Annotated in this window: 23 protein-coding genes; 12 read left to right on the top strand and 11 right to left on the bottom strand. The window is 57.7% G+C overall.

Annotation, left to right across the window (positions count from 1 at the left end; translation table 11 throughout):
• The first annotated feature begins 166 nt into the window (after window positions 1–166).
• The 6 genes from lptD to apaH all read left to right on the top strand — a co-directional run bounded on the left by lptD (window position 167) and on the right by apaH (window position 7075).
• Window positions 167–2512: an LPS assembly protein LptD gene (gene lptD, locus RTE01_RS08530; RefSeq protein ID WP_041144014.1), complete on the top strand. Its 2346-nt coding sequence runs from the start codon at window positions 167–169 to the stop codon at window positions 2510–2512.
• Between the two features lie 54 nt (window positions 2513–2566).
• Complete coding sequence (gene surA / locus RTE01_RS08525) at window positions 2567–3853, top strand: peptidylprolyl isomerase SurA (RefSeq protein WP_041144013.1); 1287 nt, start codon at window positions 2567–2569, stop codon at window positions 3851–3853.
• A 181-nt stretch (window positions 3854–4034) separates the two neighbouring features.
• Window positions 4035–5024: a 4-hydroxythreonine-4-phosphate dehydrogenase PdxA gene (gene pdxA / locus RTE01_RS08520; RefSeq protein WP_041144012.1), complete on the top strand. Its 990-nt coding sequence runs from the start codon at window positions 4035–4037 to the stop codon at window positions 5022–5024.
• A complete protein-coding gene (gene rsmA / locus RTE01_RS08515) occupies window positions 5021–5842 on the top strand; it encodes a 16S rRNA (adenine(1518)-N(6)/adenine(1519)-N(6))-dimethyltransferase RsmA (protein ID WP_041144011.1) in 822 nt (273 codons plus the stop codon). The genes pdxA and rsmA overlap by 4 nt, the downstream gene beginning before the upstream one ends.
• 2 nt (window positions 5843–5844) lie before the next feature.
• Window positions 5845–6222 carry a Co2+/Mg2+ efflux protein ApaG gene (gene apaG, locus RTE01_RS08510; RefSeq protein WP_041144010.1) on the top strand — a complete coding sequence of 126 codons (378 nt, stop codon included), beginning with the start codon at window positions 5845–5847 and terminating at the stop codon, window positions 6220–6222.
• A 4-nt stretch (window positions 6223–6226) separates the two neighbouring features.
• Window positions 6227–7075, top strand: coding sequence for a bis(5'-nucleosyl)-tetraphosphatase (symmetrical) ApaH (gene apaH, locus RTE01_RS08505; RefSeq protein WP_041144009.1), 849 nt, complete (start codon window positions 6227–6229; stop codon window positions 7073–7075).
• Between the two features lie 81 nt (window positions 7076–7156).
• Here the strand turns inward: apaH and folA are convergent, their stop codons facing one another.
• The 6 genes from folA to RTE01_RS08475 all read right to left on the bottom strand — a co-directional run bounded on the left by folA (window position 7157) and on the right by RTE01_RS08475 (window position 13840).
• Entirely contained in the window at window positions 7157–7636 is a 480-nt protein-coding gene (gene folA, locus RTE01_RS08500; RefSeq protein WP_041144008.1) for a type 3 dihydrofolate reductase, read from the bottom strand.
• Window positions 7637–7803: 167 nt separating this feature from the next.
• Window positions 7804–9669: a glutathione-regulated potassium-efflux system protein KefC gene (gene kefC / locus RTE01_RS08495; protein ID WP_041144007.1), complete on the bottom strand. Its 1866-nt coding sequence runs from the start codon at window positions 9667–9669 to the stop codon at window positions 7804–7806.
• The gene (gene kefF / locus RTE01_RS08490; RefSeq protein ID WP_041144006.1) at window positions 9662–10192 is read right to left on the bottom strand and encodes a glutathione-regulated potassium-efflux system oxidoreductase KefF; all 531 of its coding nucleotides are present in this window, start codon (window positions 10190–10192) and stop codon (window positions 9662–9664) included. Before kefF ends, kefC begins: the two co-directional genes overlap by 8 nt.
• A gap of 95 nt (window positions 10193–10287) precedes the next feature.
• Window positions 10288–11592 carry an MFS transporter gene (locus RTE01_RS08485; RefSeq protein WP_134525238.1) on the bottom strand — a complete coding sequence of 435 codons (1305 nt, stop codon included), beginning with the start codon at window positions 11590–11592 and terminating at the stop codon, window positions 10288–10290.
• A gap of 94 nt (window positions 11593–11686) precedes the next feature.
• Window positions 11687–12637, bottom strand: a complete 951-nt coding sequence (locus RTE01_RS08480; RefSeq protein ID WP_141334905.1) for a 2-hydroxyacid dehydrogenase — start codon at window positions 12635–12637, stop codon at window positions 11687–11689.
• A gap of 210 nt (window positions 12638–12847) precedes the next feature.
• Window positions 12848–13840 (bottom strand): LacI family DNA-binding transcriptional regulator, encoded by a 993-nt coding sequence (locus RTE01_RS08475; RefSeq protein WP_123552709.1) that lies wholly within the window; start codon window positions 13838–13840, stop codon window positions 12848–12850.
• A 288-nt stretch (window positions 13841–14128) separates the two neighbouring features.
• Between RTE01_RS08475 and idnO the strand changes: the two genes are divergently transcribed.
• Genes idnO through RTE01_RS08460 form a run of 3 tightly spaced genes read left to right on the top strand, consistent with a single transcriptional unit; the run spans window position 14129 to window position 15902 of the window.
• On the top strand, window positions 14129–14893 hold the full coding sequence (gene idnO / locus RTE01_RS08470) for a gluconate 5-dehydrogenase (protein WP_123552706.1): 765 nt from the start codon (window positions 14129–14131) through the stop codon (window positions 14891–14893).
• A gap of 14 nt (window positions 14894–14907) precedes the next feature.
• On the top strand, window positions 14908–15438 hold the full coding sequence (locus tag RTE01_RS08465; RefSeq protein ID WP_041144001.1) for a gluconokinase: 531 nt from the start codon (window positions 14908–14910) through the stop codon (window positions 15436–15438).
• Window positions 15435–15902 (top strand): YhcH/YjgK/YiaL family protein, encoded by a 468-nt coding sequence (locus tag RTE01_RS08460; protein ID WP_134525236.1) that lies wholly within the window; start codon window positions 15435–15437, stop codon window positions 15900–15902. Before RTE01_RS08465 ends, RTE01_RS08460 begins: the two co-directional genes overlap by 4 nt.
• A gap of 54 nt (window positions 15903–15956) precedes the next feature.
• On the opposite strand, the gene RTE01_RS08455 is transcribed toward RTE01_RS08460, so the two are convergent.
• The 5 genes from RTE01_RS08455 to RTE01_RS08430 all read right to left on the bottom strand — a co-directional run bounded on the left by RTE01_RS08455 (window position 15957) and on the right by RTE01_RS08430 (window position 23271).
• Window positions 15957–16190, bottom strand: coding sequence for a YgdI/YgdR family lipoprotein (locus tag RTE01_RS08455; protein ID WP_041143999.1), 234 nt, complete (start codon window positions 16188–16190; stop codon window positions 15957–15959).
• A gap of 169 nt (window positions 16191–16359) precedes the next feature.
• Window positions 16360–19584 (bottom strand): carbamoyl-phosphate synthase large subunit, encoded by a 3225-nt coding sequence (carB, locus tag RTE01_RS08450; RefSeq protein ID WP_041143998.1) that lies wholly within the window; start codon window positions 19582–19584, stop codon window positions 16360–16362.
• 16 nt (window positions 19585–19600) lie between these two features.
• Complete coding sequence (gene carA / locus RTE01_RS08445) at window positions 19601–20749, bottom strand: glutamine-hydrolyzing carbamoyl-phosphate synthase small subunit (RefSeq protein ID WP_134525235.1); 1149 nt, start codon at window positions 20747–20749, stop codon at window positions 19601–19603.
• A gap of 458 nt (window positions 20750–21207) precedes the next feature.
• Complete coding sequence (dapB, locus tag RTE01_RS08435; protein ID WP_115193586.1) at window positions 21208–22029, bottom strand: 4-hydroxy-tetrahydrodipicolinate reductase; 822 nt, start codon at window positions 22027–22029, stop codon at window positions 21208–21210.
• A gap of 207 nt (window positions 22030–22236) precedes the next feature.
• The gene (locus RTE01_RS08430; protein WP_134528383.1) at window positions 22237–23271 is read right to left on the bottom strand and encodes a LacI family DNA-binding transcriptional regulator; all 1035 of its coding nucleotides are present in this window, start codon (window positions 23269–23271) and stop codon (window positions 22237–22239) included.
• A gap of 189 nt (window positions 23272–23460) precedes the next feature.
• Between RTE01_RS08430 and RTE01_RS08425 the strand changes: the two genes are divergently transcribed.
• Genes RTE01_RS08425 through RTE01_RS08415 form a run of 3 tightly spaced genes read left to right on the top strand, consistent with a single transcriptional unit; the run spans window position 23461 to window position 26145 of the window.
• Window positions 23461–25206 carry a class I mannose-6-phosphate isomerase gene (locus RTE01_RS08425; protein ID WP_134525234.1) on the top strand — a complete coding sequence of 582 codons (1746 nt, stop codon included), beginning with the start codon at window positions 23461–23463 and terminating at the stop codon, window positions 25204–25206.
• Between the two features lie 3 nt (window positions 25207–25209).
• Entirely contained in the window at window positions 25210–25638 is a 429-nt protein-coding gene (locus RTE01_RS08420) for a PTS sugar transporter subunit IIA (RefSeq protein WP_041143993.1), read from the top strand.
• Window positions 25639–25650: 12 nt separating this feature from the next.
• Window positions 25651–26145, top strand: coding sequence for a PTS system mannose/fructose/N-acetylgalactosamine-transporter subunit IIB (locus tag RTE01_RS08415; protein WP_041143992.1), 495 nt, complete (start codon window positions 25651–25653; stop codon window positions 26143–26145).
• The last annotated feature ends 8 nt before the right edge of the window (window positions 26146–26153 follow it).

Here is a 26153-nt window from a genome sequence, read left to right as displayed (position 1 = left end):
GGGACATAGCCTATAATTTGCTTTATCATACTCGTCATTCTACACGGTGCCTAACGCTCGGGATTGAAACGGGCAGGATTAACACTAGCGCGATGAAGATGAGTACGTTAGGCTCTGACCGTTTGCAAGCCGCTGCCACAAGATGACGGAACAACAAATACAACGTATGAAAAAACGTATTCCCAGCCTCCTGGCCACCATGATTGCCAGCGCCTTGTATAGCCAACAGGGCCTCGCTGCCGATCTCGCCACGCAGTGTATGCTTGGCGTCCCAAGCTATAATCGTCCCCTCGTTGAAGGTAAAACTAACGAGCTGCCGGTGACGATCGATGCCGATCATGCGAAGGGCAACTATCCGGATAATGCCACGTTCACGGGTAACGTCGACATTAATCAGGGGAATAGCCGTCTTCAGGCGGATGAGGTTCAGCTTCATCAGCAGCAGGCAGCGGGCCAGCCTCAGCCCGTGCGCACGGTCGATGCACTGGGCAACGTTCACTATGACGATAATCAGGTGATCCTGAAAGGCCCGAAAGGCTGGTCAAACCTGAACACCAAAGATACCAATGTCTGGGAAGGTGACTACCAGATGGTCGGCCGTCAGGGCCGCGGCAAGGCCGATCTGATGAAGCAGCGCGGTGAAAACCGCTACACCATTCTGGAAAACGGCAGCTTTACCTCCTGTCTGCCGGGTTCTGACACCTGGAGCGTCGTCGGAAGCGAAGTTATCCACGACCGCGAAGAGCAGGTGGCGGAGATCTGGAACGCGCGCTTTAAGCTCGGCTCCGTGCCTATTTTCTACAGCCCTTACCTGCAGCTGCCGGTCGGGGATAAGCGTCGTTCCGGCTTCTTGATCCCGAACGCCAAATACAGCACTAAAAACGGCGTCGAGTTCTCGCTTCCTTACTACTGGAATATCGCGCCTAACTTCGACGCCACCCTGACGCCGCACTATATGAACAAGCGCGGCGGCGTGATGTGGGAAAACGAATTCCGCTATCTGACCAAAGCCGGCACGGGCCTGTTCGAGTTTGACTACCTGCCGTCCGATAAGGTCTACCAGGACGATCACTCCAGCGACAGCAACAGCCGCCGCTGGCTGTTCTACTGGAACCACTCCGGGGTCATCGACCAGGTGTGGCGCCTTAACGCCGACTACACCAAGGTCAGCGATCCGGACTACTTTAACGATTTCAGCTCGAAATACGGTTCCAGTACCGACGGCTACGCCACGCAGAAATTCAGCGCCGGCTACGTCAACCAGAACTTCGACGCCACCGTGTCGACCAAACAGTTCCAGGTCTTTAACCGCGATTCGAGCAACTCTTATGCCGCTCAGCCGCAGCTGGACGTTAACTACTACCAGAACGATGTCGGTCCGTTTGATACCCATCTTTATGGTCAGGCGGTGCACTTCGTTAATACTAACGGCAACATGCCGGAAGCGACCCGCGTCCACTTTGAGCCGACGATCAATCTGCCGCTGTCTAACGGCTGGGGCAGCATCAATACCGAAGCCAAGCTGCTGGCGACCCACTATCAGCAGAGCAACCTCGACGACTACAACGCAGCCAACAATACGGACTACAAAGAGTCCGTTAACCGCGTGATGCCGCAGTTTAAAATCGACGGCAAAATGGTCTTCGAGCGCGATATGCAGGAGAGCTTTACCCAGACTCTCGAACCGCGCGTGCAGTACCTGTACATCCCGTATCGCGACCAGAGCAACATCGGTTCTTACGACTCCACCCTGCTGCAATCGGACTACAGCGGCCTGTTCCGCGACCGTTCCTACAGCGGCCTGGACCGTATTGCATCCGCAAACCAGGTATCCACCGGCGTCACGTCTCGCGTATATGATGCAGCCGCCGTTGAACGTTTTAATATTTCCGTTGGTCAAATCTATTATTTCACCGAGTCACGTACCGGTGATGACAACATCAACTGGGAGAATAACGACACAAGGGGTTCACTGGTTTGGGCCGGAGATACTTACTGGCGCATCGCCGATGACTGGGGTTTACGCGGGGGAATTCAGTACGATACACGTCTGGATAACGTCGCAACCGGTAACGGCACCGTTGAATACCGTCGCGACGAAAACCGCTTAGTCCAACTTAACTATCGTTACGCCAGCCCGGAATACATTCAGGCCACGCTGCCTTCGTATTCAACCGCTGAGCAGTACAAAAACGGTATTTCTCAGGTGGGTATGACCGCCAGCTGGCCGGTAGTCGATCGCTGGTCCGTCGTCGGCGCATACTACTTTGATACCAATACCAAAAAGAGCGCCAACCAGATGTTAGGGGTGCAGTATAACTCCTGCTGCTACGCGATTCGTCTCGGCTATGAACGTAAGATCAACGGCTGGGATAACAACGGCAACGGCGAGAGCAAATACGATAACACCTTTGGCATCAACATTGAGCTACGCGGCCTGAGCTCCAACTACGGTCTCGGCACCCAGCAGATGCTGCGTTCGAACATTTTACCGTACCAGAACTCCCTGTGATGTGGCTGGTTTAAAACGTAATCCGCATTTGCGGTTAATTGAAATGGAAAAAGTATGAAGAACTGGAAAACGCTGCTTCTCGGTATCGCCATGATCGCGAATACCAGTTTCGCTGCCCCACAGGTGGTCGATAAAGTAGCGGCTGTCGTCAATAATGGCGTTGTTCTTGAAAGCGACGTCAATGGCCTGATGCAATCGGTTAAGCTTAATGCCGGCCAGGCCGGCCAGCAGCTGCCGGATGATGCCACCCTACGTCATCAGATCCTCGAAAGACTGATTATGGACCAGATTGTTTTGCAGATGGGCCAGAAGATGGGCGTGAAAATCTCTGACGACCAGGTCGATCAGGCGATTGCCAACATCGCAAAGCAGAACAACATGAGCATGGATCAGATGCGCAGCCGTCTGGCCTATGACGGTCTGAACTACGCCACCTACCGTAATCAGATCCGCAAAGAGATGCTGATTTCAGAAGTGCGTAATAACGAAGTGCGTCGCCGCATTACCGTGCTGCCGCAGGAAGTTGAATCTCTGGCAAAACAGATTGGCGATCAGAACGATGCCAGCACCGAGCTGAACCTGAGCCACATCCTGGTTCCGCTGTCGGAAAACCCAACCTCTGACCAGGTTGCTGCCGCGCAGGAGCAGGCGAACTCTATCGTTGAGCAGGCGCGCAGCGGCGCAGACTTCGGCAAGCTGGCGATCAGCTACTCTGCCGACCAGCAGGCGCTGAAAGGCGGCCAGATGGGCTGGGGTCGTATTCAGGAGCTGCCGGGGATCTTCGCCCAGGCGCTGAGCACCGCGAAGAAAGGCGACATCGTCGGCCCGATCCGCTCCGGCGTTGGCTTCCATATCCTGAAAATCAACGATATGCGCGGCGAAAGCAAGAATATCTCCGTGACCGAAGTCCACGCTCGCCACATTCTACTGAAGTCGTCGCCGATCATGAACGATGCCCAGGCGAAGGCCAAGCTGGAGCAGATTGCAGCGGACATTAAGAGCGGGAAAACCACCTTCGCTAAAGCAGCGAAAGAGTTTTCTGAAGATCCGGGCTCTGCTAACCAGGGCGGCGATTTGGGCTGGGCAACCACCGATATCTTCGACCCGGCGTTCCGCGATGCGCTGATGCACATGAGCAAAGGCCAGACCAGCGCTCCGGTGCACTCCTCCTTTGGCTGGCACCTGATCGAGCTGCTGGACACCCGCCAGGTTGACAGAACCGACGCGGCGCAGAAAGATCGCGCCTACCGGATGCTGATGAACCGTAAGTTCTCGGAAGAAGCGGCGACCTGGATGCAGGAACAGCGCGCCAGCGCTTACGTCAAAGTTCTGAGTAACTAATTTACCGCCCGATACGCCAGACGTTCCACGCGTATCGGGCGGCAAGCGCATAGCGCCCCCGGGCCGACCGATGAGCCCGCGGGGCGATGCCGCTCCCTAACGTTGCCTGCGACGGCCCCAAACGGGCAAGGCTCATGGATGAACCGCCAACGGCGTAGCCAACCAGGAAATAGCCTGAAGGATGAAGTGTATGAATCGTGTTGTCATCACTCCCGGGGAACCTGCCGGGATTGGCCCTGACCTCGTCGCGCAGCTTGCGCAGCGCGACTGGCCGGTTGAACTGGTGGTTTGCGCCGATGGCGCACTGTTATCTGACCGAGCCCAACGGCTCGGTCTTCCTTTATTGCTTCAGCCCTACGACCCGTCCCGCCCCGCCGCCCCGCAGCGCGCCGGCACCCTGACCCTGCTTCCCGTCACGCTGAACGCCCCGGTAACACCCGGCGTGCTGGACGTGCGCAACGGCAGCTACGTGGTGGAAACCCTGGCGCGCGCCTGCGACGGCTGCCTGAACGGCGAGTTTGCGGCATTAATTACCGGGCCGGTCCATAAAGGCAATATCAACGACGCCGGGATCGCCTTCACCGGGCATACCGAGTTCTTTGAAGAGCGGGCACAGGCCAGTAAAGTGGTGATGATGCTGGCAACGGAAGAGCTTCGCGTCGCGCTGGCGACCACGCATCTGCCGCTGAAAGCGATCAGTGACGCCATTACCCCCGACCTGCTGCGTGAAGTCATCACCATCCTTGACCACGATCTGCGGCACAAGTTTGGCATTGCCCATCCGCACGTGCTGGTCTGCGGCCTGAACCCGCACGCGGGAGAAGGCGGCCACATGGGCACGGAAGAGATCGATACCATCATTCCGGTGCTGGAAGAGATGCGCGCCCTGGGGATGAATCTCAGCGGGCCGCTGCCGGCTGATACCCTTTTTCAGCCCAAATATCTCGACCACGCCGATGCGGTGCTCGCGATGTACCACGATCAGGGTCTTCCCGTGCTAAAATACCAGGGCTTCGGCCGTGGCGTGAACATTACGCTCGGTTTACCCTTTATTCGAACCTCCGTTGACCACGGTACCGCGCTGGAACTGGCGGGCCTGGGGAAAGCGGATGTCGGCAGTTTTATCACGGCGCTTAATCTCGCCATTAAAATGATTGTTAATACGCAATGAATAATCGAGTCCATCAGGGCCACTTAGCCCGTAAACGCTTCGGGCAAAACTTTCTCAACGATCGGTTTGTGATCGACAGTATTGTCTCGGCCATTAATCCACAGAAAGGTCAGGCGATTGTCGAAATCGGCCCGGGCCTGGCCGCGCTGACCGAGCCGGTAGGCGAACGTCTGGACGAGCTCACCGTTATCGAGCTGGACCGCGACCTGGCCGCCCGCCTGAAAACGCACCCGTTCTTAGGGCCAAAGCTGACCATTTATCAGCAGGATGCCATGACCATGAACTTCGGCGAGCTGTCGCAGAACATGGGTCAGCCGCTGCGCGTGTTCGGCAACCTGCCTTACAACATCTCCACGCCGCTGATGTTCCACCTGTTCAGCTATACTGATGCCATTGCCGACATGCACTTTATGCTGCAAAAAGAGGTCGTCAATCGCCTGGTTGCCGGTCCGAACAGCAAGGCGTACGGTCGACTGAGCGTCATGGCGCAGTATTACTGCCAGATAATCCCGGTGCTTGAAGTCCCGCCGACCGCCTTTACGCCGCCGCCTAAAGTCGATTCCGCCGTGGTGCGCCTGGTGCCCTATCGCACGCTGCCGCATCCGGTCAAAGAGGTTCGCGTACTGAGCCGAATCACCACCGAAGCGTTCAACCAGCGCCGGAAAACGATTCGTAATAGCCTCGGCAATCTGTTCAGCGTTGAAGTGCTGACCGAGCTGGGCATCGACCCGGCGAAACGTGCAGAGAATATTTCCGTGGCGCAGTATTGTCAGCTAGCTAACTGGTTAACTGAAAACTCGCCCACCAAGGAGAGCTAACCATGATCAATTCGCCCCGAGTTTGTGTACAGGTACAAAGCGTCTATATCGAATCGCAGTCTTCTCCGGAAAACGATCGTTACGTCTTCGCTTATACCGTCACCATCCGCAACCTGGGGCGGAGTCAGGTTCAGCTACTTGGCCGCTACTGGCTTATCACCAACGGTCACGGTCGTGAGACTGAGGTTCAGGGTGAAGGGGTTGTCGGCGAGCAGCCGCATATTCCCGCTGGCGGGGAGTTTCAATACACCAGCGGCGCGGTTATTGAAACGCCGCTGGGCACCATGCAGGGACATTACGCTATGATCGACGTGAACGGTGCGCCGTTCTCCGTCGACATCCCTGTTTTCCGTCTCGCAGTACCAACGCTCATTCACTAAAACCATGTCTACATACCTTATTGGCGACGTTCACGGTTGCTACGATGAACTGATCGCATTATTAAAGCAGGTTGCTTTTGCTCCCGGCAGCGATACGCTGTGGCTCACCGGCGATTTGGTCGCCCGCGGCCCGGGCTCGCTGGAGGTTTTACGCTACGTAAAATCCCTGGGCGACAGCGTGCGTATTGTCCTCGGCAATCACGATCTCCATCTGCTGGCGGTCTTCGCCGGCATTAGCCGCAACAAGCCGAAAGATCGCCTCAAGTCGCTGCTGGAAGCGCCGGATGCCGATGAGCTTCTCAACTGGCTGCGCCGCCAGCCGCTGATGCAGATTGATGAAGAGAAAAAGCTGGTGATGGCCCATGCCGGCATCACGCCGCAGTGGGATCTGCCAACGGCGCTGCAGTGCGCGCGCGATGTTGAAGCGGTGCTCTCCAGCGACTCCTATCCGTTCTTCCTCGATGCCATGTATGGCGACATGCCCAACAACTGGAGCAACGAGCTGAGCGGCCTTGCGCGACTGCGTTTTATCTCCAACGCCTTTACCCGCATGCGCTACTGCTTCCCGAACGGGCAGCTGGATATGTATACCAAAGAAGCGCCGGAGGACGCCCCGGCGCCCCTGAAGCCGTGGTTTGCCATCCCCGGACCGGTAGCGAACGAGTACAGCATTGCCTTTGGCCACTGGGCTTCGCTGGAGGGGCGCGGGACGCCTGACGGCATTTATGCCCTGGATACCGGCTGCTGCTGGGGGGGAGATCTCACCTGCCTGCGCTGGGAAGACAAGGCGTACTTCACCCAGCCGTCGAACCGGCAGAAGGATCTGCATGAAGGTGAGGCGGTTGCCTCCTGAGAAAGATCCCGGATAGCTGCACGCTATCCGGGTAATCTGAGAAGCCCTGTTCCAGGAAGCTCGGCGCTACCGGGGACGGACTTAGCGACGTTCGAGAACTTCGAAACAGTAGCTGTGCGAGTTCTGCGCGTCGGCGTCGTGGAATTCGCTGAATACCGACTCCCACTGGTCCGGGTCGTAATCCGGGAAGTGGGTATCGCCTTCCACTTCAGCATCAATATGCGTCAAATAGAGCTTCTGGGCTTTCGGCAGGAACTGCTCGTACACGCGGCCGCCGCCGATCACCATCATCTCTTCAACGTCGCCGCAGGCGGCAATCGCTTCATCAACCGATTTAACCCACTGCACGCGATCGTCACTCCCTGGCTGGCTGCTGATGACGATATTTTTACGGCCAGGCAGCGGACGACCGATAGATTCCCAGGTCAGACGACCCATAATCACCGGCTTGTTTAACGTATTACGTTTAAACCAGGCGAGATCGGCAGGCAGGTTCCATGGCATGGCGTTTTCCATACCAATGACGCGATCCACCGCTAACGCCGCAATCAGACTGATCATTGAATATTTCCCAAATACAAAAAATTGCCGCCACTATACGGAAAGCATAATACTTCGTCGACTGGACGGAGGGTAAAGAATACGAAAATTTTCGGATTTGCTGGCGAGCCCACGTCAGCCTTGTGAGCCGCCAGATTAGAACGACGCGCTATACCCTAAGCGATGCCTTACGCTGAAGGTTTATTCTCCGGCTCATCGGCGATGTCCCCCGTGTGCCTGCCCTCTTCCGTACCCTGCCAGCCGTGGCGCTGGATAAGCGACAGATGGGTGCGGTCTTCGTTGATGATGCCGGTCAGCATATCGCTGGTGCGCTTAAAGACCGCCACGCGGGAAGCCGAATCGTTTTCCGCCATCTCCACCATCTCTTCCACCATTTTGATATTGAAGCGGCGGAACAGGTCGGCGCGCTCGCGCGCCTCGTAGGCACCCAGACCGAGGGCTTCCAGCGCCATGCGCCCGGATTTCAGCGCCGCCTCGAAGGTTTCACGTTCGGGCGCCTCGACCCCGGCCTGGCGCAGCTGAATATAGTGATCGATATCGCGGGCCCGCGAGATAATTTGCAGATGCGGGAAGTGCTCTTTCGCCAGCTCAACCAGCTGCAGGCTGGCCTGCGGATCGTCGATGGCGTTGATCAGCACTTCCGCTTTTGCCGCTCCCGCCGACTCCAGCAGATCGGCCCGCGTTGCGTCGCCGTAGAATACCTTCATGTCAAATTTACGCAGCGTCTCAACGTGGTCTGGATCGTGGTCGAGGATGACCATCTTCACGCCGCCGGAGAGCAGCACGCGGCCGGCAATCTGTCCGTAGCGGCCAAAGCCGGCGACAATCACCCGCGGCTGCTCCTCATCAATCTCATCGGCCTCGCGCTCCTGCCCGGAGGATGATTTTTCCAGCCGGGTCAGCAGCACCAGCAGAATCGGCGTCGCCGCCATCGACAGCGCCACCGCCAGGGTCAGCGCCTTGGCCCACTCGCTATCCAGCACCTCGGCCATTTGCGCGGCGCCGAATACCACGAAGGCAAACTCGCTCCCCTGCCCCAGCAGCACCGCAAACCAGCGGCGCTGGGCGCGCGGTACGCCGAGAGGTTTCGCAATCAGCCACAGCATGACGCCTTTAATAACCAGGAAACCGACCAGCAGAATCAAAATGCGCAGGGGATGACTCACCAGGGTGCCAAAATCTACCGACATCCCGACGCCAATAAAGAACAGCCCCAGCAGCAGGCCTTTGAACGGTTCAATATCGCTTTCCAGCGCGTGACGGTACTCAGAGCTGGCCAGCAGCACCCCGGCCAGGAAGGCGCCCATCGCCATCGATAGCCCAACCTCCTCCAGCAGCAGCCCAAAACCAAAGACCAGGAACAGGGCTACGGCGCTGAACACCTCCCGCAGGCCGGAACGGGCAACGAAGCGCAGCACCGGTCGGGTCAGGTAGCGACCGAGCACCACCACCAGCGCCAGCGCGCCCGCCACCTTCAGCGCCGACAGGGCGAATGCCCACAGCGTGGTTGAGCCGCCGCTGCTGGCGAGCAGCGGGATCATCGCCACCAGCGGGATGGCCGCGATATCCTGAAACAGCAGCACCGCAAAGGCGCTACGCCCCATTTGCGAAACCGTCAGGTTACGTTCATTCATGGCCTGCATCGCGATCGCCGTAGACGACAGCGCCAGCGTCATGCCGATAAGCTCTGCCACCTGCCAGCGCATTCCCAGCAGCATGCAGAACAGGCCAATCAGCGCCCCGCAAACCACCATCTGCAGCGCCCCGCCGCCAAATACCGAGGCCCGCAGCTTCCACAGGCGCTGCGGGTCAAGCTCGAGGCCGATAACGAACAGCATCAGCACCACGCCGATTTCGGCAAAGTGGAGGATCGTCTCGGCGTCGGTCACCAGCTTCAGGCCCCAAGGGCCGATAATACAGCCGGCGATCAAATACCCCAGCACCGAGCCGAGGCCAAGACGCACGGCAATCGGTACGATAAGCGCGGCGGATCCGAGATAGATCAGCGCCTGTATCAGCGTATGGCTATCCATTGTGCGCCTCCTGCCATTCGATTAAGCGTTGTCGATAGTGGCGCGCCTGCGCCTGGAGGGTTTCATCGTCGCAGATAAACGTGCAGTGCATCGCAAACGGCGGCAGCCACTTCATCCCGCAGTACAGGCCGGTGGCCTGCAGCGGCTGGGCCAGCACCTCAAAACCGGGGAAGGAGCCAATATCGAAGTGGCTTTCGCCGCCGCCGGTGGTGACCGCCCACATCAGCGATTTACCGCGCAGCGCGATGCCGTTATGACCGTAGGCCCAGCCGTGCGACAGCACCTTGTCCATCCACAGCTTCAGCAGTGGCGGGACGCTGTACCACTGTAAGGGATGCTGCCAGATAACCAGATCCGCGCGGGCCAGCGCCGCCTGTTCGGCGGCGACGTCGATATTAAAATCGGGGTAAAGTTGATAAAGAGAGCGTATTTCTACGCCGTCCAGCGTCCCTGCCTGCTCAAGCATCCGCTTATTCGCATGCGAGTGATGCGGATAGGGATGGGCATAAATTATCAGAATCATTGATTAGCCTGCGTTAACTCTTGTTGTAATCTGCAAGAGTGTAGTCAGTTAATCGAAGCGCTTACAATGATAACTGTGATTTATGTCGCCTTAGCTTACGCGCTCCGTGGCTGCTTGCTGACGCTGACCTCGGGCTCGCTGACCGCAAGGTCGCAGCGCTTCGGCAGCAGGAAGGTCATGGTTCCGGCAATGAGCAACGATCCGGCAAGCGCGCAGACCGCCACGTTTTGCCCGTAGAGATAGATCATCACGCCCACCAGGTAGGGGCCGCAGAAGCCGCCGAGATTCCCGAGGCCGTTAATCACCCCGCGCGCGCTGCCGGCCACTTCCGCTGAGGCAATCCGCCCCGGCATCGACCAGAACGGACTGGTGGCCGATTTAAGGAAGAAGCCGCAAATCACCAGCGCGATATAGGCGGCGACCACGTGTTCGCGCAGCACCACCGACGCCACCAGCGCGGCGGCAAAGCTGTAGAGCGAGAAGCGAACCCACAGTCGGCGCTTGCCGCTGCGATCGCTAAATAATGAAATCACGTAGATCCCGGCGAGGGTGGCGACGAACGGCAGCACCGCCAGCAGGCCAACGCTGGCCATGTTACCGCCGGTCAGCCCTTTAAGAATGGTCGGCAGCCACAGGGTGTAGCCGTAATCGCCGGTCTGGTAGAAGAAGTTGAGGATCACCAGCTTCATCAGTCCGGAATTGCGGAACACGTCTTTTACCGGCGCGTTGCTCACCGCATCTTCAGCAAGCTTTGCCGCCCGCTCGGCAGCGAGGGTGGTGACCAGATAGTCGCGCTCCTTCTCCGGCAGCCAGCGGGCCTCTTCCGGACGGTCGCTAATCATGTACCACCACACCGCCAGCACCACCAGCGACAGCAGCCCTTCGATAATAAACAGCCAGCGCCAGTCGAGCGCGGCAATAATAGCGCCGGAGACCGGAGCGGTCAGCATGCCGCCCAGCGGGGCAAACATCATGACGAAGGCGTTGGCCCGGCCCAGCTCTTTTTCCGGGAACCAGTTGCTGACCATTGTCAGGACCACCGGCAGCATCCCGCCTTCGGAAACGCCGAGAATAAAGCGCAGAACCAGCAGCTGATATTCATGGGTCACAAAGCCGGTCGCCACCGACACGATCGCCCAGGCTACCAGCGACCAGGCAATAAAACGTTTTCCGCTGCCGTTAACCGCAATCCGCCCACCGGGTATTTGCAGGAATAAATAGCCAATAAAAAATATACCGCTGGCAACACCGGCCATCTGGCTGGTAATACCTAAATCCTCTTCCATGCCGCCGGGCAAAGCAAAACTAATATTAACCCGATCCATAAACGAAATAATACAGGCGATCAACACCGGCGTAATAATACGCAGCCAGCGGGTGCTGGGAATTTTATCATTCATATTTCGCACTCTCTATGCAGAGGTTATCGTTGTCATTTAAGAACCTGTCCCACCAGGTTCTCATTAGCGCTGGGTACAAAAAGAAGAGCGCTAATTAATGAATAGCGTTAGGCAGCGGCTTACCGGAAAAATAAGCGGCGACGTTAGCAAAAACCACGTCGCTCATTTTCTGGCGGGTTTCATGGGTTGCGCTGGCGACGTGCGGTTGCAGGACCACGTTGTCGAGCGCAATCAGCTCGGCGGGAACCCGCGGTTCATCCTCAAAGACGTCGAGAGCGGCCCCGGCGATAACACCGTCCTGTAACGCCTGAATCAGCGCCTTTTCATCGACCAGCGCCCCCCGGGCGATATTGATAAGCCACGCCCGTTTCGGCATCACGTTAAAGACCGAGGCATCGATAATCCCGCGGTTGGCTTCACCGCCGGAGGCGGCGATCACCAAAAAGTCGCTTTCATGGGCCAGGGTATGCAGGTCGGCGCACCACTGATAATCGAGTCCGCCAACCTGCTTACGGTCGGTATAAAGCACCTGCATATCAAAACCGCGGGCGCGGCGGGCAATGGCCTGGCCGATGTTGCCCATCCCCAGAATGCCGATACGCTTGCCGCTGACCTGAGTTGCCAGCGGCAGGCCGCCGTTCAGCCAGCGGCCTTCACGCACAAAACGGTCCCCCTGACACAGCTGGCGCGAGCCGGCCAGCAGCAGCCCCATCGCCAGATCGGCGACATCGTTGGTCAGCACGCCGGAGGTAATGGAGACGGCAATCTGCCGGGAGCGGACGTACTCTAAATCCACCGCGTCGGTGCCGACGCCGAAGATAGCGATCAGGCCAACGTGCGGCAGCAGCTCCAGCACCCCGTTCTGCACGCCGACGTCCCCGCGGGTCACCACGGCCGCCACGTTCTCCCCCTGCTCGCGCAAAAAGGCGATCGGATCGTCCTGCTCATACAGGCGCAGCAGCGGGAATTCGGCGGCCAGCTGCTCCTGTAGGGTCTCAATAACGGGGGCTACTAAAAGGACGGATCGGGTAATAGCACTATTCATCGGATCACCTGTTTGAAGTTTCATAACGACTGTAGCCACTATCAAACGGGTTTTTGTCGCAGCGTTTTGCGATCTGCATCACGCTGAATCGTGTTAAAAATAGCTGTTACACCGTCCGTGATCGATAAGACAAAACCCGCGGATTGCGGGTCTCGAGCGGATAGTACGTTAACTTTCTGCTAACACGGCGTCATCGCCATGCCGGCGGCGCTATATGGTCTCTCCCATCGACAGGCGATAGTGCAGATCGACCTTTTCAATGGTCGGCAGCCCTTTGATTTTTTTGATTAATATCTCGGTTGCGACCTTACCCATTTCAAAGCGCGGCGTCAGGACGCTCGCCAGACGCGGGGAGATAATCTGGCCGATTTCCAGGCCATGAAAACCGGCTATCGCCAGCTCTTCAGGCACGTTGATACCTGATGCCAGGCACTCCTGTAACACGCCAACAGCCAGATCGTCATTGGTGCACAGAATGCCGTCCATGCGGGCATACATCTGGCGCGCCAGGGTCATCATCCCGGTACCGATCGATACCGACGACACCTTATTCGGCGCGATGCGCCCCACCGTCAGCCCGGCATTTTCCATCGCCTCGCAGTAGCCGGCGTAGCGCTGCTCGTCGCGCACGTCGGACATCGCGCCAAAATAGACGATCTGCCGTTTGCCGCTCGCCAGCAGCATATTGGTCATATCGAAACCGGCCTTGAAGTTGTCAAAGCCCACGTTGATACGCCCCGGGTTGTCGGTCAGGCCCATCACTTCCGCAACGGGAATTTTCGCCGCATTGAGGTACTTATCGGCCCGCAGGGTGTGAGCCGATTCGGTCAGCAGCAGGCCCTTGACGTTAAAGGCCAGTACGGCGGCTATCTGCTCCTCTTCGCGCTGGCGGTCATAATCATAGTTCACCACCAGCGTCTGATAGCCGTGCGCGGCGGTAACCGATTCGATACCGGCCAGCAGGTCAGCAAAGATTTGGTTATGAAAGGAGGGGATCAGTACGCCAATGCGCGGCACGACGGCGCCGATCATCGCCGGGTTGTCGGGGTCGGGCTCGTAGCCAATTTCAGCAATTACGCTGGCGATGCGCTCTGCCGTCTCCGGTTTAACTTTATCCGGCGTACGTAAATAGCGGCTGACGGTCATTTTGGTTACGCCAGCCAGCGCTGCAATATCATTGAGCGTTATGCGTTGTGCTTTCATCTACCTGCCCGTCAAATACGTCCACTGCATCAGGTTATTATGCCTGCCGATGAACAAAAAGAGAATCGAACCTCACTCTCGTTAACCCCTTGAGTAACGGGAATTTACGCCCGGCTTCACGTTTAATGTAACCCCTTTTCGTAACACCGTTTTGAGTGATCTCGATCACGGTTTTACCCGGCAAAAATCCGTGAGATAGAGCACAGGTTCTTCCGCTTCACCTTTTCGTGAATCAGGAATAAAAGCGTACACCGTCATTTATATTCAGCCGTTAATCAGGATATCAAGATGAAAGATCTTTTCAGCTTACAGGGCAAACGCATTTTAATTACTGGCGCCGGGCAAGGTATTGGTTTTGTCATGGCCCAGGGCCTTGCACAATATGGCGCAGAAATTATTATCAACGATATTTCTGCCCCCCGTGCAGATGATGCGGTCATGAAATTACGTGATGAAGGTGCCATCGCTCATGCGGCGGTATTTAATGTTACCGATGCTGATTCCGTCGAGCAGGCCATTGGTAAAATCGAAGAAGAAATTGGCGCCATCGACGTATTATTTAATAATGCGGGCATTCAGCGACGCCATCCGTTTACCGAGTTTCCGGTGCAGGAATGGAACGATGTTATTTCCGTGAACCAAACCGCGGTATTTCTCGTCTCCCAGGCGGTGGCGAAGCGGATGGTCGCTCGCCAGCGCGGGAAAATCGTCAATATCTGCTCAATGCAGAGCGAGCTTGGTCGCGACACCATCACGCCGTACGCCGCCGCCAAAGGCGCGGTAAAAATGCTGACCCGCGGCATGTGCGTCGAGCTGGCGCGCTATAACGTCCAGGTCAACGGCATCGCGCCGGGCTACTTTAAAACCGCCATGACCCAGGCGCTGGTTGATGACAAAGCGTTCACCGACTGGCTGTGCAAGCGCACGCCGGCCGCCCGCTGGGGCGATCCGCAGGAGCTGGTTGGCGCCGCGGTGTTCCTGTCCTCTAAAGCCTCTGATTTCGTCAACGGTCATCTGCTGTTCGTCGACGGCGGGATGCTGGTTGCAGTCTAAGTAAGGAGCGCATTATGGCAGGGCAATGCATTATTTTGATGGGTGTCTCAGGCACCGGAAAGACCACCGTCGGCCAGGCGTTAGCCCAGGCGCTCGGCGCAAAATTTATCGACGGAGACGATCTTCATCCGCGGCAGAACATCGTCAAAATGGCCGCCAGCCAGCCGCTCAATGACGAAGACCGGGGACCGTGGCTGGAGCGGATCGCGGACGTGATATTCAGCCTTGAGCAGAAGAATGAATCGGGCGTGCTGGTGTGCTCGGCGCTGAAGAAGCGCTACCGCGATCGGCTGCGTGAAGGCAGCGGCAGTCTGCGCTTTCTGTGGCTGACCGGAGAGTACGAATGCATTCTGCAGCGGATGCAGCAGCGTAAGGGGCACTTTATGCCGGAGGCGCTGCTGCGCAGCCAGTTTGCCGCCCTGGAGGCGCCGGACGCCAGCGAGCGCGATATTTTAGCCGTTGATATTGCCCCCGACGTCGCCAGCATCGTGGCGCAGTCATTAAATTTACTTGAGCCTCAATCACTACAGGGAATGCCGGCATGATTATTGATACCTTAGCCGCCGCGGCCAAAAATACGTTCTATCCGTCGGTTATTCGCCAGGCGCTGCAGGCCGTCGCCCAGCAGGACCCGCACTCCCTGCCGCCGGGGAAATACACGGTCGATGGCGATAACCTGTTTTTCACCGTCGTCGAAGGCCAGACGCGCCCGCTGGCGGAACAGCGTCCGGAGTACCATCGTCAGTACATCGATATTCATATCGTGCTGGCAGGGACTGAGATTATTGGGGCGGGAAATAAAGGGCTAACCATCACCGCGGATGGGCCGTTTAAGGACGCCCATGATATTGGCTTTTGCACAGAAATTAGCAGCGAAACGCTGATTCACTTACATCCTGAGGAGCTGGCGATTCTGTTTCCCGACGAGCTTCATCGGCCGATGGGCGCCATGGATGCCGGCGCGCCGCTGCGTAAAATTATCGTCAAAATAGACCACGCCCTGCTGTAAAACCATTCGCGATAACCGGCCCCGCACTCACCCTCGCGGGGCCATGGATAACGATTAGTTATCCAGCTCGTCCATCGATTTCACCTGATCGCGATTGATCTGTTCGGTGCGGCCGGTTGCGGCATTTTTGTACGAGACCATGCCGGTATCGCTATCCACCTGCGGCTTGCCGTCGGTGACGATGGTTCTGCCATCGGTGGTTTTCAGCGACTGGTTCGATGAACACCCCGCCACAAACAACACCGCCGTCGCTGCCAGCGCGGATGCCACCAGAATTTTGTTCCGCATTGTATCCTCCTGTTTTTCCATCAATGAGTATTGTTATCGTGCTAATTATAGTTAGCCCGAGCCGGGAGGAAGTTAAAAGCAGAACTCTCCGAAGATGACCGACATAAAAAAAACGGGCCGACGATAACGTCAGCCCGCTTTGTTGCGTATCCGGCAGCGCCGGCACGGCTTATTTTTTGATTTGCGCGTGCATTTCCTGAACCGAGGTCACCTTCTCCATAGCGTTGGCGTTCAGCGCCATCGCCGTGGCGAAGCCGCCGTTCAGGGTGGTGTCGTAGTGCACCTTGTACTGCAGGGCGCTGCGGCGAATCAGCTTGGAGTCTTCAATCGCCTGGCGACCTTCGGTGGTGTTGATGATGTAGGTGTATTCGCCATTCTTGATACGGTCCTGAATATGCGGACGACCTTCATGCACCTTGTTCACCAGACGCGGGTTGATCCCGGCTTCACCGAGGACAATCGCGGTCCCGTGGGTAGCATCCAGTTCGAAACCAAACTTCAACAGCTTAGCCGCGAGGTCCACCACGCGCTCTTTGTCGCCTTCACGAACGGAGAGCAGCGCGCGACCCTGTTTTTTCATCGTCGAGCTGCTGCCCAGCTGCGCCTTGGCGAACGCTTCCGCAAAGGTGCGGCCGACGCCCATCACTTCCCCGGTAGAGCGCATTTCTGGCCCTAACAGCGGGTCAACGCCCGGGAACTTGTTGAACGGCAGCACCACTTCTTTTACCGAGTAATACGGCGGGATAATCTCTTTGGTCACGCCCTGCTGAGCCAGCGTTTGGCCGGCCATTACGCGTGCCGCCACTTTCGCCAGCGGAACGCCGGTGGCCTTGGAGACAAAAGGTACGGTACGCGCCGCGCGCGGGTTCACTTCAATCAGATACACTTCGTTGTTTTTGACCGCGAACTGCACGTTCATCAGGCCGCGAACCTGCAGCTCGAAGGCCAGCTTCTGCACCTGCTCGCGCATCACGTTCTGGATGTCCTGGCTCAGGGTGTAGGCCGGCAGCGAGCATGCGGAGTCGCCGGAGTGAACGCCGGCCTGCTCGATGTGCTCCATAATGCCGCCAATCAGCACCATCTCGCCGTCGCAGATAGCGTCAACGTCGACTTCTACCGCATCGTCAAGGAAACGGTCCAGCAGCACCGGCGCGTCGTTAGAGACGCTTACCGCGGTCTGGAAGTAGCGACGCAGGTCGACTTCGTCGTAAACGATTTCCATCGCCCGACCGCCAAGAACGTAGGACGGACGCACCACCAGCGGGTAGCCAATCTCTTTGGCCTTCTCAACGGCCATTTCAATCGCGGTTACGGTGGCGTTCGCCGGCTGTTTCAGCTTCAGACGGTCAACCGCCTGCTGGAAACGCTCGCGGTCTTCCGCACGGTCAATCGCGTCCGGGCTGGTGCCGATAACCGGCACGCCGGCCGCTTCCAGCGCGCGCGCCAGCTTCAGCGGAGTCTGGCCGCCGTACTGGACGATAACGCCCTTCGGTTTCTCGATACGCACGATTTCCAGCACGTCTTCGAGGGTCACCGGCTCAAAGTACAGGCGGTCGGAGGTGTCGTAGTCGGTGGAGACGGTTTCCGGGTTACAGTTAACCATAATGGTTTCGTAACCATCTTCGCGCAGCGCCAGCGAGGCGTGCACGCAGCAGTAATCGAATTCGATACCCTGGCCGATACGGTTCGGGCCGCCGCCAAGCACCATAATTTTATCGCGGTCAACCGACGGGTTCGCTTCACACTCGTCTTCATAGGTGGAGTACATGTAGGCGGTATCCGTTGAGAACTCCGCCGCACAGGTATCCACGCGCTTGTAGACCGGGTGCAGGTTGTACTGGTCGCGCAGCTTGCGGATTTCCGCTTCGCGCACGCCCGCCAGCTTAGCCAGACGCGCGTCGGCAAAGCCTTTACGCTTCAGCATCCGCAGGAAGTCAGCATCAAGGCCGTTGATGCCGGCCTCTTCCACTTTCTCTTCCAGACGCACCAGCTCTTCAATCTGCACCAGGAACCAGCGATCGATGTTGGTCAGGTTGAAGACGCCGTCGACGGACAGGCCCGCGCGGAAGGCGTCGGCGATGTACCAGATACGCTCGGCGCCGGCGTCTTTCAGCTCGCGGCGAATTTTGGTCAGCGCTTCCGGGTCGTCGAGGCTCACTTTAGGGTCAAAGCCGGTTGCGCCCACTTCCAGGCCGCGCAGCGCTTTCTGCAGCGACTCCTGCTGGGTGCGGCCAATCGCCATCACTTCGCCGACCGATTTCATCTGCGTGGTCAGGCGGTCGTTAGCGCCGACGAACTTCTCAAAGTTGAAGCGCGGGATCTTGGTGACGACGTAGTCGATAGAGGGTTCGAACGATGCCGGGGTACGCCCGCCGGTGATGTCGTTCATCAGCTCGTCAAGGGTGTAGCCCACCGCCAGCTTCGCCGCCACTTTGGCAATCGGGAAGCCGGTCGCTTTCGAGGCCAGCGCCGACGAGCGCGATACGCGCGGGTTCATTTCGATAACAATCAGGCGACCGTCTTTCGGGTTCACCGAGAACTGAACGTTGGAACCGCCGGTTTCCACGCCGATTTCGCGCAGCACCGCCATCGAGGCGTTACGCATCACCTGATACTCTTTATCGGTCAGGGTCTGCGCCGGGGCCACGGTGATGGAGTCGCCGGTATGGATGCCCATCGCGTCGAAGTTTTCGATGGAGCAGACGATGATGCAGTTGTCGTTCTTATCGCGCACCACTTCCATCTCGTACTCTTTCCAGCCGATCAGCGATTCATCGATCAGCAGTTCGTTGGTTGGAGAGAGATCGAGGCCGCGGGTACAGATTTCTTCAAACTCTTCGCGGTTATAGGCGATACCGCCGCCGGTTCCGCCCATGGTGAAGGAGGGACGGATGATGCACGGATAGCCCACGTCAGCGGCAACCGCCAGCGCTTCTTCCATGGTGTGCGCGATACCGGAACGCGCGGTGTCGAGGCCAATTTTTTTCATCGCCACGTCGAAGCGACGGCGATCTTCCGCTTTATCAATCGCATCGGCGGTGGCGCCAATCATGGTCACGCCGAATTCGGCCAGCACGCCCTGACGTTCCAGCTCCAGCGCGCAGTTCAGCGCGGTCTGGCCACCCATGGTCGGCAGTACGGCGTCCGGACGCTCTTTTTCGATGATTTTGCGTACCACTTCCCAGTGGATCGGCTCAATATAGGTGGCATCGGCCATTTCCGGGTCGGTCATGATGGTGGCTGGGTTAGAGTTCACCAGAATGACGCGGTAACCCTCTTCGCGCAGGGCCTTACAGGCCTGGGCGCCAGAGTAGTCAAATTCACAAGCCTGGCCGATAACGATCGGGCCAGCGCCAAGAATCAGGATGCTTTTTATGTCTGTACGTTTTGGCATGGCTTTTTTCTCCTGATTATTTCGCGGACTGGCGGTACTGCTCAATTAACTCGATGAAATGGTCGAACAACGGCGCGGCATCGTGCGGGCCTGGGCTCGCCTCCGGGTGTCCCTGGAAGCTGAAGGCCGGCTTATCGGTACGATGAATGCCCTGCAGCGTGCCGTCGAACAGGGACTTGTGGGTCACCCGCAGGTTAGCCGGCATGGAGGCTTCGTCTACCGCAAAACCGTGGTTCTGCGCGGTAATCATCACCACGTTATTATCAATATCCTTAACCGGGTGGTTGCCGCCGTGGTGGCCGAACTTCATCTTCACGGTCTTCGCTCCGCTCGCCAGCGCCAGCAGCTGATGGCCGAGGCAGATGCCGAATACCGGAATATCGGTGGTGAGGAATTGCTCAATGGCCTCAATCGCATAGTCACACGGTGCCGGGTCACCAGGGCCGTTGGAGAGGAAGATACCGTCCGGATTCATTTTCAGCACCTCTTCCGCAGAGGTTTTTGCCGGCACAACCGTCAGGCGGCAGCCGCGGTCCACCAGCATGCGCAGGATGTTACGCTTAGCGCCGAAATCATAGGCCACCACGTGGAACGGCAGCTCGCTTTCCGCCTTCGCTTCCGGCAGGTCGCCCTCCAGAGTCCAGCTACCCTGCGTCCAGCCGTAGGTTTCTGAGGTGGTGACTTCCTTCGCCAGGTCCATCCCGTTGAGACCCGGGAATGCTTTTGCCTTTTCCAGCGCCAGCTGCGCGTCGAGGCTATCGCCAACGATGATGCAGCCGTTCTGAGCGCCTTTTTCGCGCAGCAGGCGGGTCAGCTTACGGGTATCGATATCGGCAATCGCCACGATGTTATGGCGCTTCAGGTAAGAAGAGAGGTCTTCGGTATTACGGAAGTTGCTGGCAATCAGCGGCAGGTCGCGAATAACCAGACCCTGAGCATGTACCTGGGAAGACTCTTCGTCGGCGGCGTTGGTGCCGGCATTACCGATATGGGGATAAGTAAGAGTGACAATTTGGCGGGAATAGGAAGGATCAGTGAGGATTTCTTGATAACCGGTCATTGAAGTATTGAAAACGACTTCCCCAACCGCCGTGCCCGTTGCCCCGATGGCCCGACCGTGAAACTGGGTTCCGTCTTCCAGAACCAATAGCGCTGACTTAATCAAAACACCCTCCAGAGAATATTCACTCACTTTATTTGCATATTAATGCATTCGCGTAGCATGAATCAATGCAAATTTGCTTACCTATGGATTTCTGGCAAACGGCGGCATTCTGGAGAGATGTCGGGGAAAAGTCAACTTAAAGCGCATATTTTTAATATCATTTTGCGCCACTGGCCTATCAGCGCTGCTTTAACAGCTAAAAAGATCAACAAACTAGCGTTAGAAAACGCTTGCGCAGCGTCGGGATTGTAAAATATGGCATAGCCATTCGGAAAAGTAGACCAGATGGTCAAAATTTACATAAAAATAACAGCAACAGGAAGGATAAGCGTTAATTATAGCGTTCTTAATTAAAAAGACATAAAAACAGGCTAAAAATAAAAAGGGCAATAAAATATTGCCCTCTGCAATCAATTACTTATTGAATGCCATAACCACATCACGATGGGTAATAAATCTTATAAAGCGTTCAGTTCAAGGACATCACGCATATCAAAGAGGCCACTTTTCTTGCCTTTCAGCCACAATGCCGAGCGAACCGCGCCGTTAGCAAACGTCATCCGGCTTGAAGCCTTATGGCTGATCTCAATTCGCTCGCCAATATCGGCGAACATCGCCGTATGTTCGCCGACGATATCCCCCGCGCGTACCGTGGCAAAGCCAATCGTTCCCGGAACGCGTTCGCCGGTATAACCTTCGCGACTGTAGACCGCACAATCTTTCAGATCTTTGTTCAGCGCACCGGCAATCGCCTCGCCCATCGCCAGGGCGGTGCCCGACGGGGCATCCACTTTATGGCGGTGATGCGCTTCGATGATTTCAATATCAGTGTAGTCGCCCATAACTTTCGCCGCCTTTTCCAGCAGCTTGAGCATCACGTTGACGCCGACGCTGAAATTGGCCGCGAAGACGATAGCAATCTCCTGCGCCGCATCGCGAATGGCCTGTTTTCCCGCGTCATCAAAACCGGTGGTACCGATCACCATCCCTTTACCGTGCTCGCGGCAGAATGCGAGGTGGGCCAGCGTCCCTTCCGGACGGGTGAAATCGATCAGCACGTCAAAACTCTCTTTAACCGCCGTCAGGCTGCTTTGCACCGTGACGCCCATCTTGCCCGCGCCCGCCAGCTCACCGGCGTCGCTGCCGATCAGGGAGGAGCCATCGCGCTCCAGCGCCGCGCCAAGCGCCACGCCGTCCATCTGCTGTACCGCCTGGATTAACTGGCGTCCCATCCGGCCGCCCGCGCCGGCGATGGCCACGCGGATTTGTGCATCATGCATAGCTATTCTCTTTTGTTAACTTTACGTAAATTGTTTTCAGAGTAACCAGCCCATCGATGGGCCGCTACTCAAAAACGCCGATAATTAGAAATTTATGACAAACCGCGGTCGATATCAGTAAAAACTATATGTTTGTCATCGCGCGAAGGAGAAATATCGTCTGGCGAAAGCGCCGTTCTCCCAGCAGATAGCGCGCAAGAAACGCCGCTAATGGCCTGATATCGCTGATTCTTCCCGGCGAAATCCGCATGATTCACGGATGACCAGCGCCGGCGGCAGGATGATCCGTTTCGGCGGCTCATCATTACCCTGAATACGGCTATACAGCAGCTCCCCCGCTTTACGGCCGATCTCTTTCGCCGCCACCGATACGGTGGTCAGCGCCGGCTGGACCAGCGCCGCTTCGGTAATATCATCGAAGCCCACCAGCGCAAAATCCCGCCCCGGCTCTCGGCCCGTTTTGCGCAGCGCCTGCATCACCCCCAGCGCCACGATATCCTGATAGCAGACCGCCGCCGTGATCTCCGGATAGCGGGAGAGCAGCGCTTCCGCCACCTTTGCGCCGTCGATCTGGCTGGCCTGCGCGGTCACAATCCACTTCGGATTCGGCGAGATCCCGCTTTCCAGCAGCGTACTGGTAAAGCCGCCAATACGCTGCGCCCGGGTGCCTGAGCTCGGGCTGCCGCCGATAAAGGCAATATTCTGATGGCCCATTTTTAGCAAATGTCGCGTCGCCATCTGGGTACCGAGGAAGTTGTCGGTGCCGACGAAATCAAAATCCGGATCGCTGAGCGGGCGAACCACCATAATGGCCGGAATATTGCGCCGCTTCAGGGCTTCAAAAAATGAGGCCGGCGTCTCCCGCGCGGCGCACAGCACCATGCCGCAGGCGTTATTACGCATCAGCGAATCGACAAATTTCTGCTGGCGTTCGCCGGACTCTTCACTGTTAGCCAGAAACAGCAGCAGATCGTGCCGCTCCATCTCATGGCTCAGCCCCGCCGTCATCTCGCCGTAAAAGGGGTTGGTAATATCGTGCAGCAGCAGCCCGACCTGATTGCTGCTGCGGTTGCGCAGATTGGCGGCGGTCTGATTGTAGACATAGCCCGCGTCATCCAGCGCCTTCAGTACCCTTTCGCGCGTGGCCTGTGAAATCCGTCCCCGGTTACGCAGCACCATCGAGACGGTCGCCGTTGATACCCCTGCCCTCTCTGCCACCTGCGCCAGCGTCACTGTTGTCATCATCCCTCCCGTTTATTCGCCCGAGGTTAATCGAATAACCTAAATTTTGGTTTTTTCCCTGTGACTGCCTTCACATTAAAGGCCATTTCACCCCCTGACTTGTCGATTATGGCGGGTTAATCGCGTTAACCACACTGTCAAAATAAGGTTAATCGATTAATCTTCATTTAGCCAATATGGAGAATGAAAATGCACACCACCTATAACAAATACCCTGAGGTTGCGGTTCGGGGCTATGACGACCACGCCTGCCAGGGCTGGGAGTCCATCCGTACCGCGCTTAGCGCCAGAGCCTCGACGGCCGCGAAAACCGTGCTGGTTATCGACTGCTATCCGGGCGTGCGGCTGGAAGAGCTGGAACAGCATCTGCTGCCGGCGCTCGGCGCCGCGCTGACCCTTAACGTTGAGTCCGCTCGCCGCGACGAGCAGGCCATCCACACTCTGCTGGCGCGCAATCTTACCGACGACCGCGTGTTTGGCGTGCTCTCCTGCCACCACCTTGAGGAATTTTTTGACCCCAATAAGCTGGAGCAGCTGCGCCAACAGGTTATCGCCGAAGCCGAGGGCGTGGTGGTCATCTACGGGCCCGGCGCGGCGCTGGTTCATCCCGGCGACCTGCTGGTGTACGCCGACATGCCGCGCTGGGAGATCCAGCAGCGCATGCGCCATAGCGGGCTGGGGAACTGGGGGGCGGATAACCAGGATGAAGATATTCTCCGCCGCTACAAGCGCGCCTTTTTCATTGAATGGCGCGTCTTCGATCGCCATAAGGTGCCGCTGCTCAAACGCGCCGATTTTTTACTCGATACCACGGTAAAAGAGGCCCCGGCCCTGGTCAGCGGCGAAGCGCTGCGTGCCGGGCTGCAGCAGACCACCGCTCAACCGTTCCGCGTCGTCCCCTTCTTCGATCCCGGCATCTGGGGTGGCCAGTGGATGAAGCAACGATTCGATCTCGATCCTACGGCCGCCAACTACGCGTGGTGTTTTGATTGCGTGCCCGAGGAGAACAGCCTGTTACTGCGTTTTGGTGACGTACGGATCGAGATCCCCTCTCAGGACCTGGTGCTGCTGCACCCTCGCGCGCTGCTGGGTGAAAAAGTCCACGCCCGCTTCGGCGCCGAGTTCCCGATCCGTTTTGATTTTCTCGACACCATCGGCGGGCAAAACCTGAGTTTCCAGGTTCATCCGGTAACCGAATATATCCAGCAGCAGTTTGGCATGCACTACACCCAGGATGAGAGCTACTACATCCTCGAGGCGGAGCCGGAAGCCGTCGTCTATCTGGGGACAAAAACGGGGATCGAACCGCAGGAGATGCTCGCCGATCTGCAGGCCGCCGGCCGCGGCGAGAAGGCCTTTGACGATCGGCGCTTCGTTAACCAAATCCCGGCGCGTAAGCACGATCACTTTCTTATCCCTGCCGGTACGGTGCACTGCTCAGGAAGCGGCACGATGGTGCTCGAAATCAGCGCGACCCCGTATATCTTCACCTTCAAGCTCTGGGACTGGGGGCGTTTAGGTTTAGACGGACTGCCTCGTCCGGTGCATCTGCAGCACGGCGAACAGGTCATCGACTGGCAGCGCGATACCCAATGGGTCAACGACAACCTGGTTAACCGCATTGAGCCCGTTGCCGAAGGCGAAGGCTGGCGGGAGGAGCGCACGGGCATGCACGAGCGCGAGTTTATTGAAACCCGCCGCCACTGGTTTAGCGCGCCGGTCACGCACCATACCCACGGCGGGGTTAACGTTCTCAACCTGGTGGAAGGCGCGGAAGCCGTGGTCGACAGCCCGAGCGGCGCCTTTGCCCCCTTCAGCGTGCGCTACGCCGAGACCTTTATCATTCCGGCCGCCGTCGGGGAGTACCGCATTTCGCCGTCAGGTCAGGGCAGCGGACAGCAGCTGGCTACCATCAAAGCCTGGGTAAGAGGATAAGAAATGATTAACGTTATTGTTGCCACTCACGGCCCGCTGGCTGACGCCCTGCTGGCCAGCGGGCGGATGGTGTACGGCGAGCTGCCCTATATCTCCACCGTCACCCTCGACGAGCAGGCGGGTATTGAGGGCTTTAAGCAGGATTTTGCCCGCGCGCTGGAGTGGTCCGGACAGCAGGCCGACGGCGTACTGGTGCTGTGCGATATGCAAAGCGGAACGCCGTGGAACGTCGCCTGCCTGCACGCCTTCTCTGCGCAGACAGCGCCCCCCGTCGCCGTGCTGGCGGGAGTGAATTTCCCGATGCTGCTGCAGTGTGAAGAGATTCTCGACCTGACGGATGTCCACGCCGCTGCCGAACGGCTGCTGGCGTTAACCGTACCAACCCTGATTAAAGCCACCCCGGTTTTAGCCGTTCAGCCAGATGATTTTTAGAGGAAAACGCTTATGAGTATCTCTTTTGTACGTATTGACGACCGGGTGATTCATGGGCAGCTCGTGACGCGCTGGGCCAAAGAGCTGCCCTGCGACGGTATCGTGGCGATTGACGACGCCGTCGCGGCCGACCCGCTCCTCTCATCGGTGATGAAAGGCGCCGTGCAGGACCTCAAGGTCTGGCTGTTCGACACCGCCACGGCCATTGAAAAATTACCCAAAGTCATTGCCAGCGAGAAACGCTATTTCGTGATAGGCAAATCCCCGGTCACCTTACAGCGCCTGGAAGCGGCGGGGATCAGCCTGAAAAATGCCAACGGCAAAATCAACGTTGGCCCGATGAGCGCCCGCGCCGACACCACCACCATTGGGCCAAATCAGTCGGTTAATGCCGACGAGATCGCCGCCTTCGACTGGCTGGTGCAGCGCGGGCATCACGTTGAGTTCCGTCTGGTGCCGGATGCGAGCTGCTACAGCTGGCAGGACGCGCGGCAGAAGCTGAAATAAGGAGCGGA

The organism is Klebsiella terrigena, assembly GCF_006539725.1.
GTDB lineage: Bacteria > Pseudomonadota > Gammaproteobacteria > Enterobacterales > Enterobacteriaceae > Klebsiella > Klebsiella terrigena.
Note: the sequence above shows the minus strand (reverse complement) of the source record. Positions and strands in the feature narration are given on the sequence as shown.

Coding starts and splice junctions, on each gene's coding strand:
- idnO (WP_123552706.1), top strand. CDS start 14,129: ATGAAAGATCTTTTCAGCTTACAGGGCAAACGCATTTTAATTACTGGC.
- RTE01_RS08460 (WP_134525236.1), top strand. CDS start 15,435: ATGATTATTGATACCTTAGCCGCCGCGGCCAAAAATACGTTCTATCCG.
- kefF (WP_041144006.1), bottom strand. CDS start 10,192: ATGATTCTGATAATTTATGCCCATCCCTATCCGCATCACTCGCATGCG.
- RTE01_RS08425 (WP_134525234.1), top strand. CDS start 23,461: ATGCACACCACCTATAACAAATACCCTGAGGTTGCGGTTCGGGGCTAT.
- RTE01_RS08420 (WP_041143993.1), top strand. CDS start 25,210: ATGATTAACGTTATTGTTGCCACTCACGGCCCGCTGGCTGACGCCCTG.
- RTE01_RS08480 (WP_141334905.1), bottom strand. CDS start 12,637: ATGAATAGTGCTATTACCCGATCCGTCCTTTTAGTAGCCCCCGTTATT.
- lptD (WP_041144014.1), top strand. CDS start 167: ATGAAAAAACGTATTCCCAGCCTCCTGGCCACCATGATTGCCAGCGCC.
- RTE01_RS08465 (WP_041144001.1), top strand. CDS start 14,908: ATGGCAGGGCAATGCATTATTTTGATGGGTGTCTCAGGCACCGGAAAG.
- carB (WP_041143998.1), bottom strand. CDS start 19,584: ATGCCAAAACGTACAGACATAAAAAGCATCCTGATTCTTGGCGCTGGC.
- RTE01_RS08430 (WP_134528383.1), bottom strand. CDS start 23,271: ATGACAACAGTGACGCTGGCGCAGGTGGCAGAGAGGGCAGGGGTATCA.
- apaH (WP_041144009.1), top strand. CDS start 6,227: ATGTCTACATACCTTATTGGCGACGTTCACGGTTGCTACGATGAACTG.
- dapB (WP_115193586.1), bottom strand. CDS start 22,029: ATGCATGATGCACAAATCCGCGTGGCCATCGCCGGCGCGGGCGGCCGG.
- RTE01_RS08455 (WP_041143999.1), bottom strand. CDS start 16,190: ATGCGGAACAAAATTCTGGTGGCATCCGCGCTGGCAGCGACGGCGGTG.
- apaG (WP_041144010.1), top strand. CDS start 5,845: ATGATCAATTCGCCCCGAGTTTGTGTACAGGTACAAAGCGTCTATATC.
- pdxA (WP_041144012.1), top strand. CDS start 4,035: ATGAAGTGTATGAATCGTGTTGTCATCACTCCCGGGGAACCTGCCGGG.
- RTE01_RS08475 (WP_123552709.1), bottom strand. CDS start 13,840: ATGAAAGCACAACGCATAACGCTCAATGATATTGCAGCGCTGGCTGGC.
- RTE01_RS08485 (WP_134525238.1), bottom strand. CDS start 11,592: ATGAATGATAAAATTCCCAGCACCCGCTGGCTGCGTATTATTACGCCG.
- rsmA (WP_041144011.1), top strand. CDS start 5,021: ATGAATAATCGAGTCCATCAGGGCCACTTAGCCCGTAAACGCTTCGGG.
- kefC (WP_041144007.1), bottom strand. CDS start 9,669: ATGGATAGCCATACGCTGATACAGGCGCTGATCTATCTCGGATCCGCC.
- folA (WP_041144008.1), bottom strand. CDS start 7,636: ATGATCAGTCTGATTGCGGCGTTAGCGGTGGATCGCGTCATTGGTATG.
- surA (WP_041144013.1), top strand. CDS start 2,567: ATGAAGAACTGGAAAACGCTGCTTCTCGGTATCGCCATGATCGCGAAT.
- RTE01_RS08415 (WP_041143992.1), top strand. CDS start 25,651: ATGAGTATCTCTTTTGTACGTATTGACGACCGGGTGATTCATGGGCAG.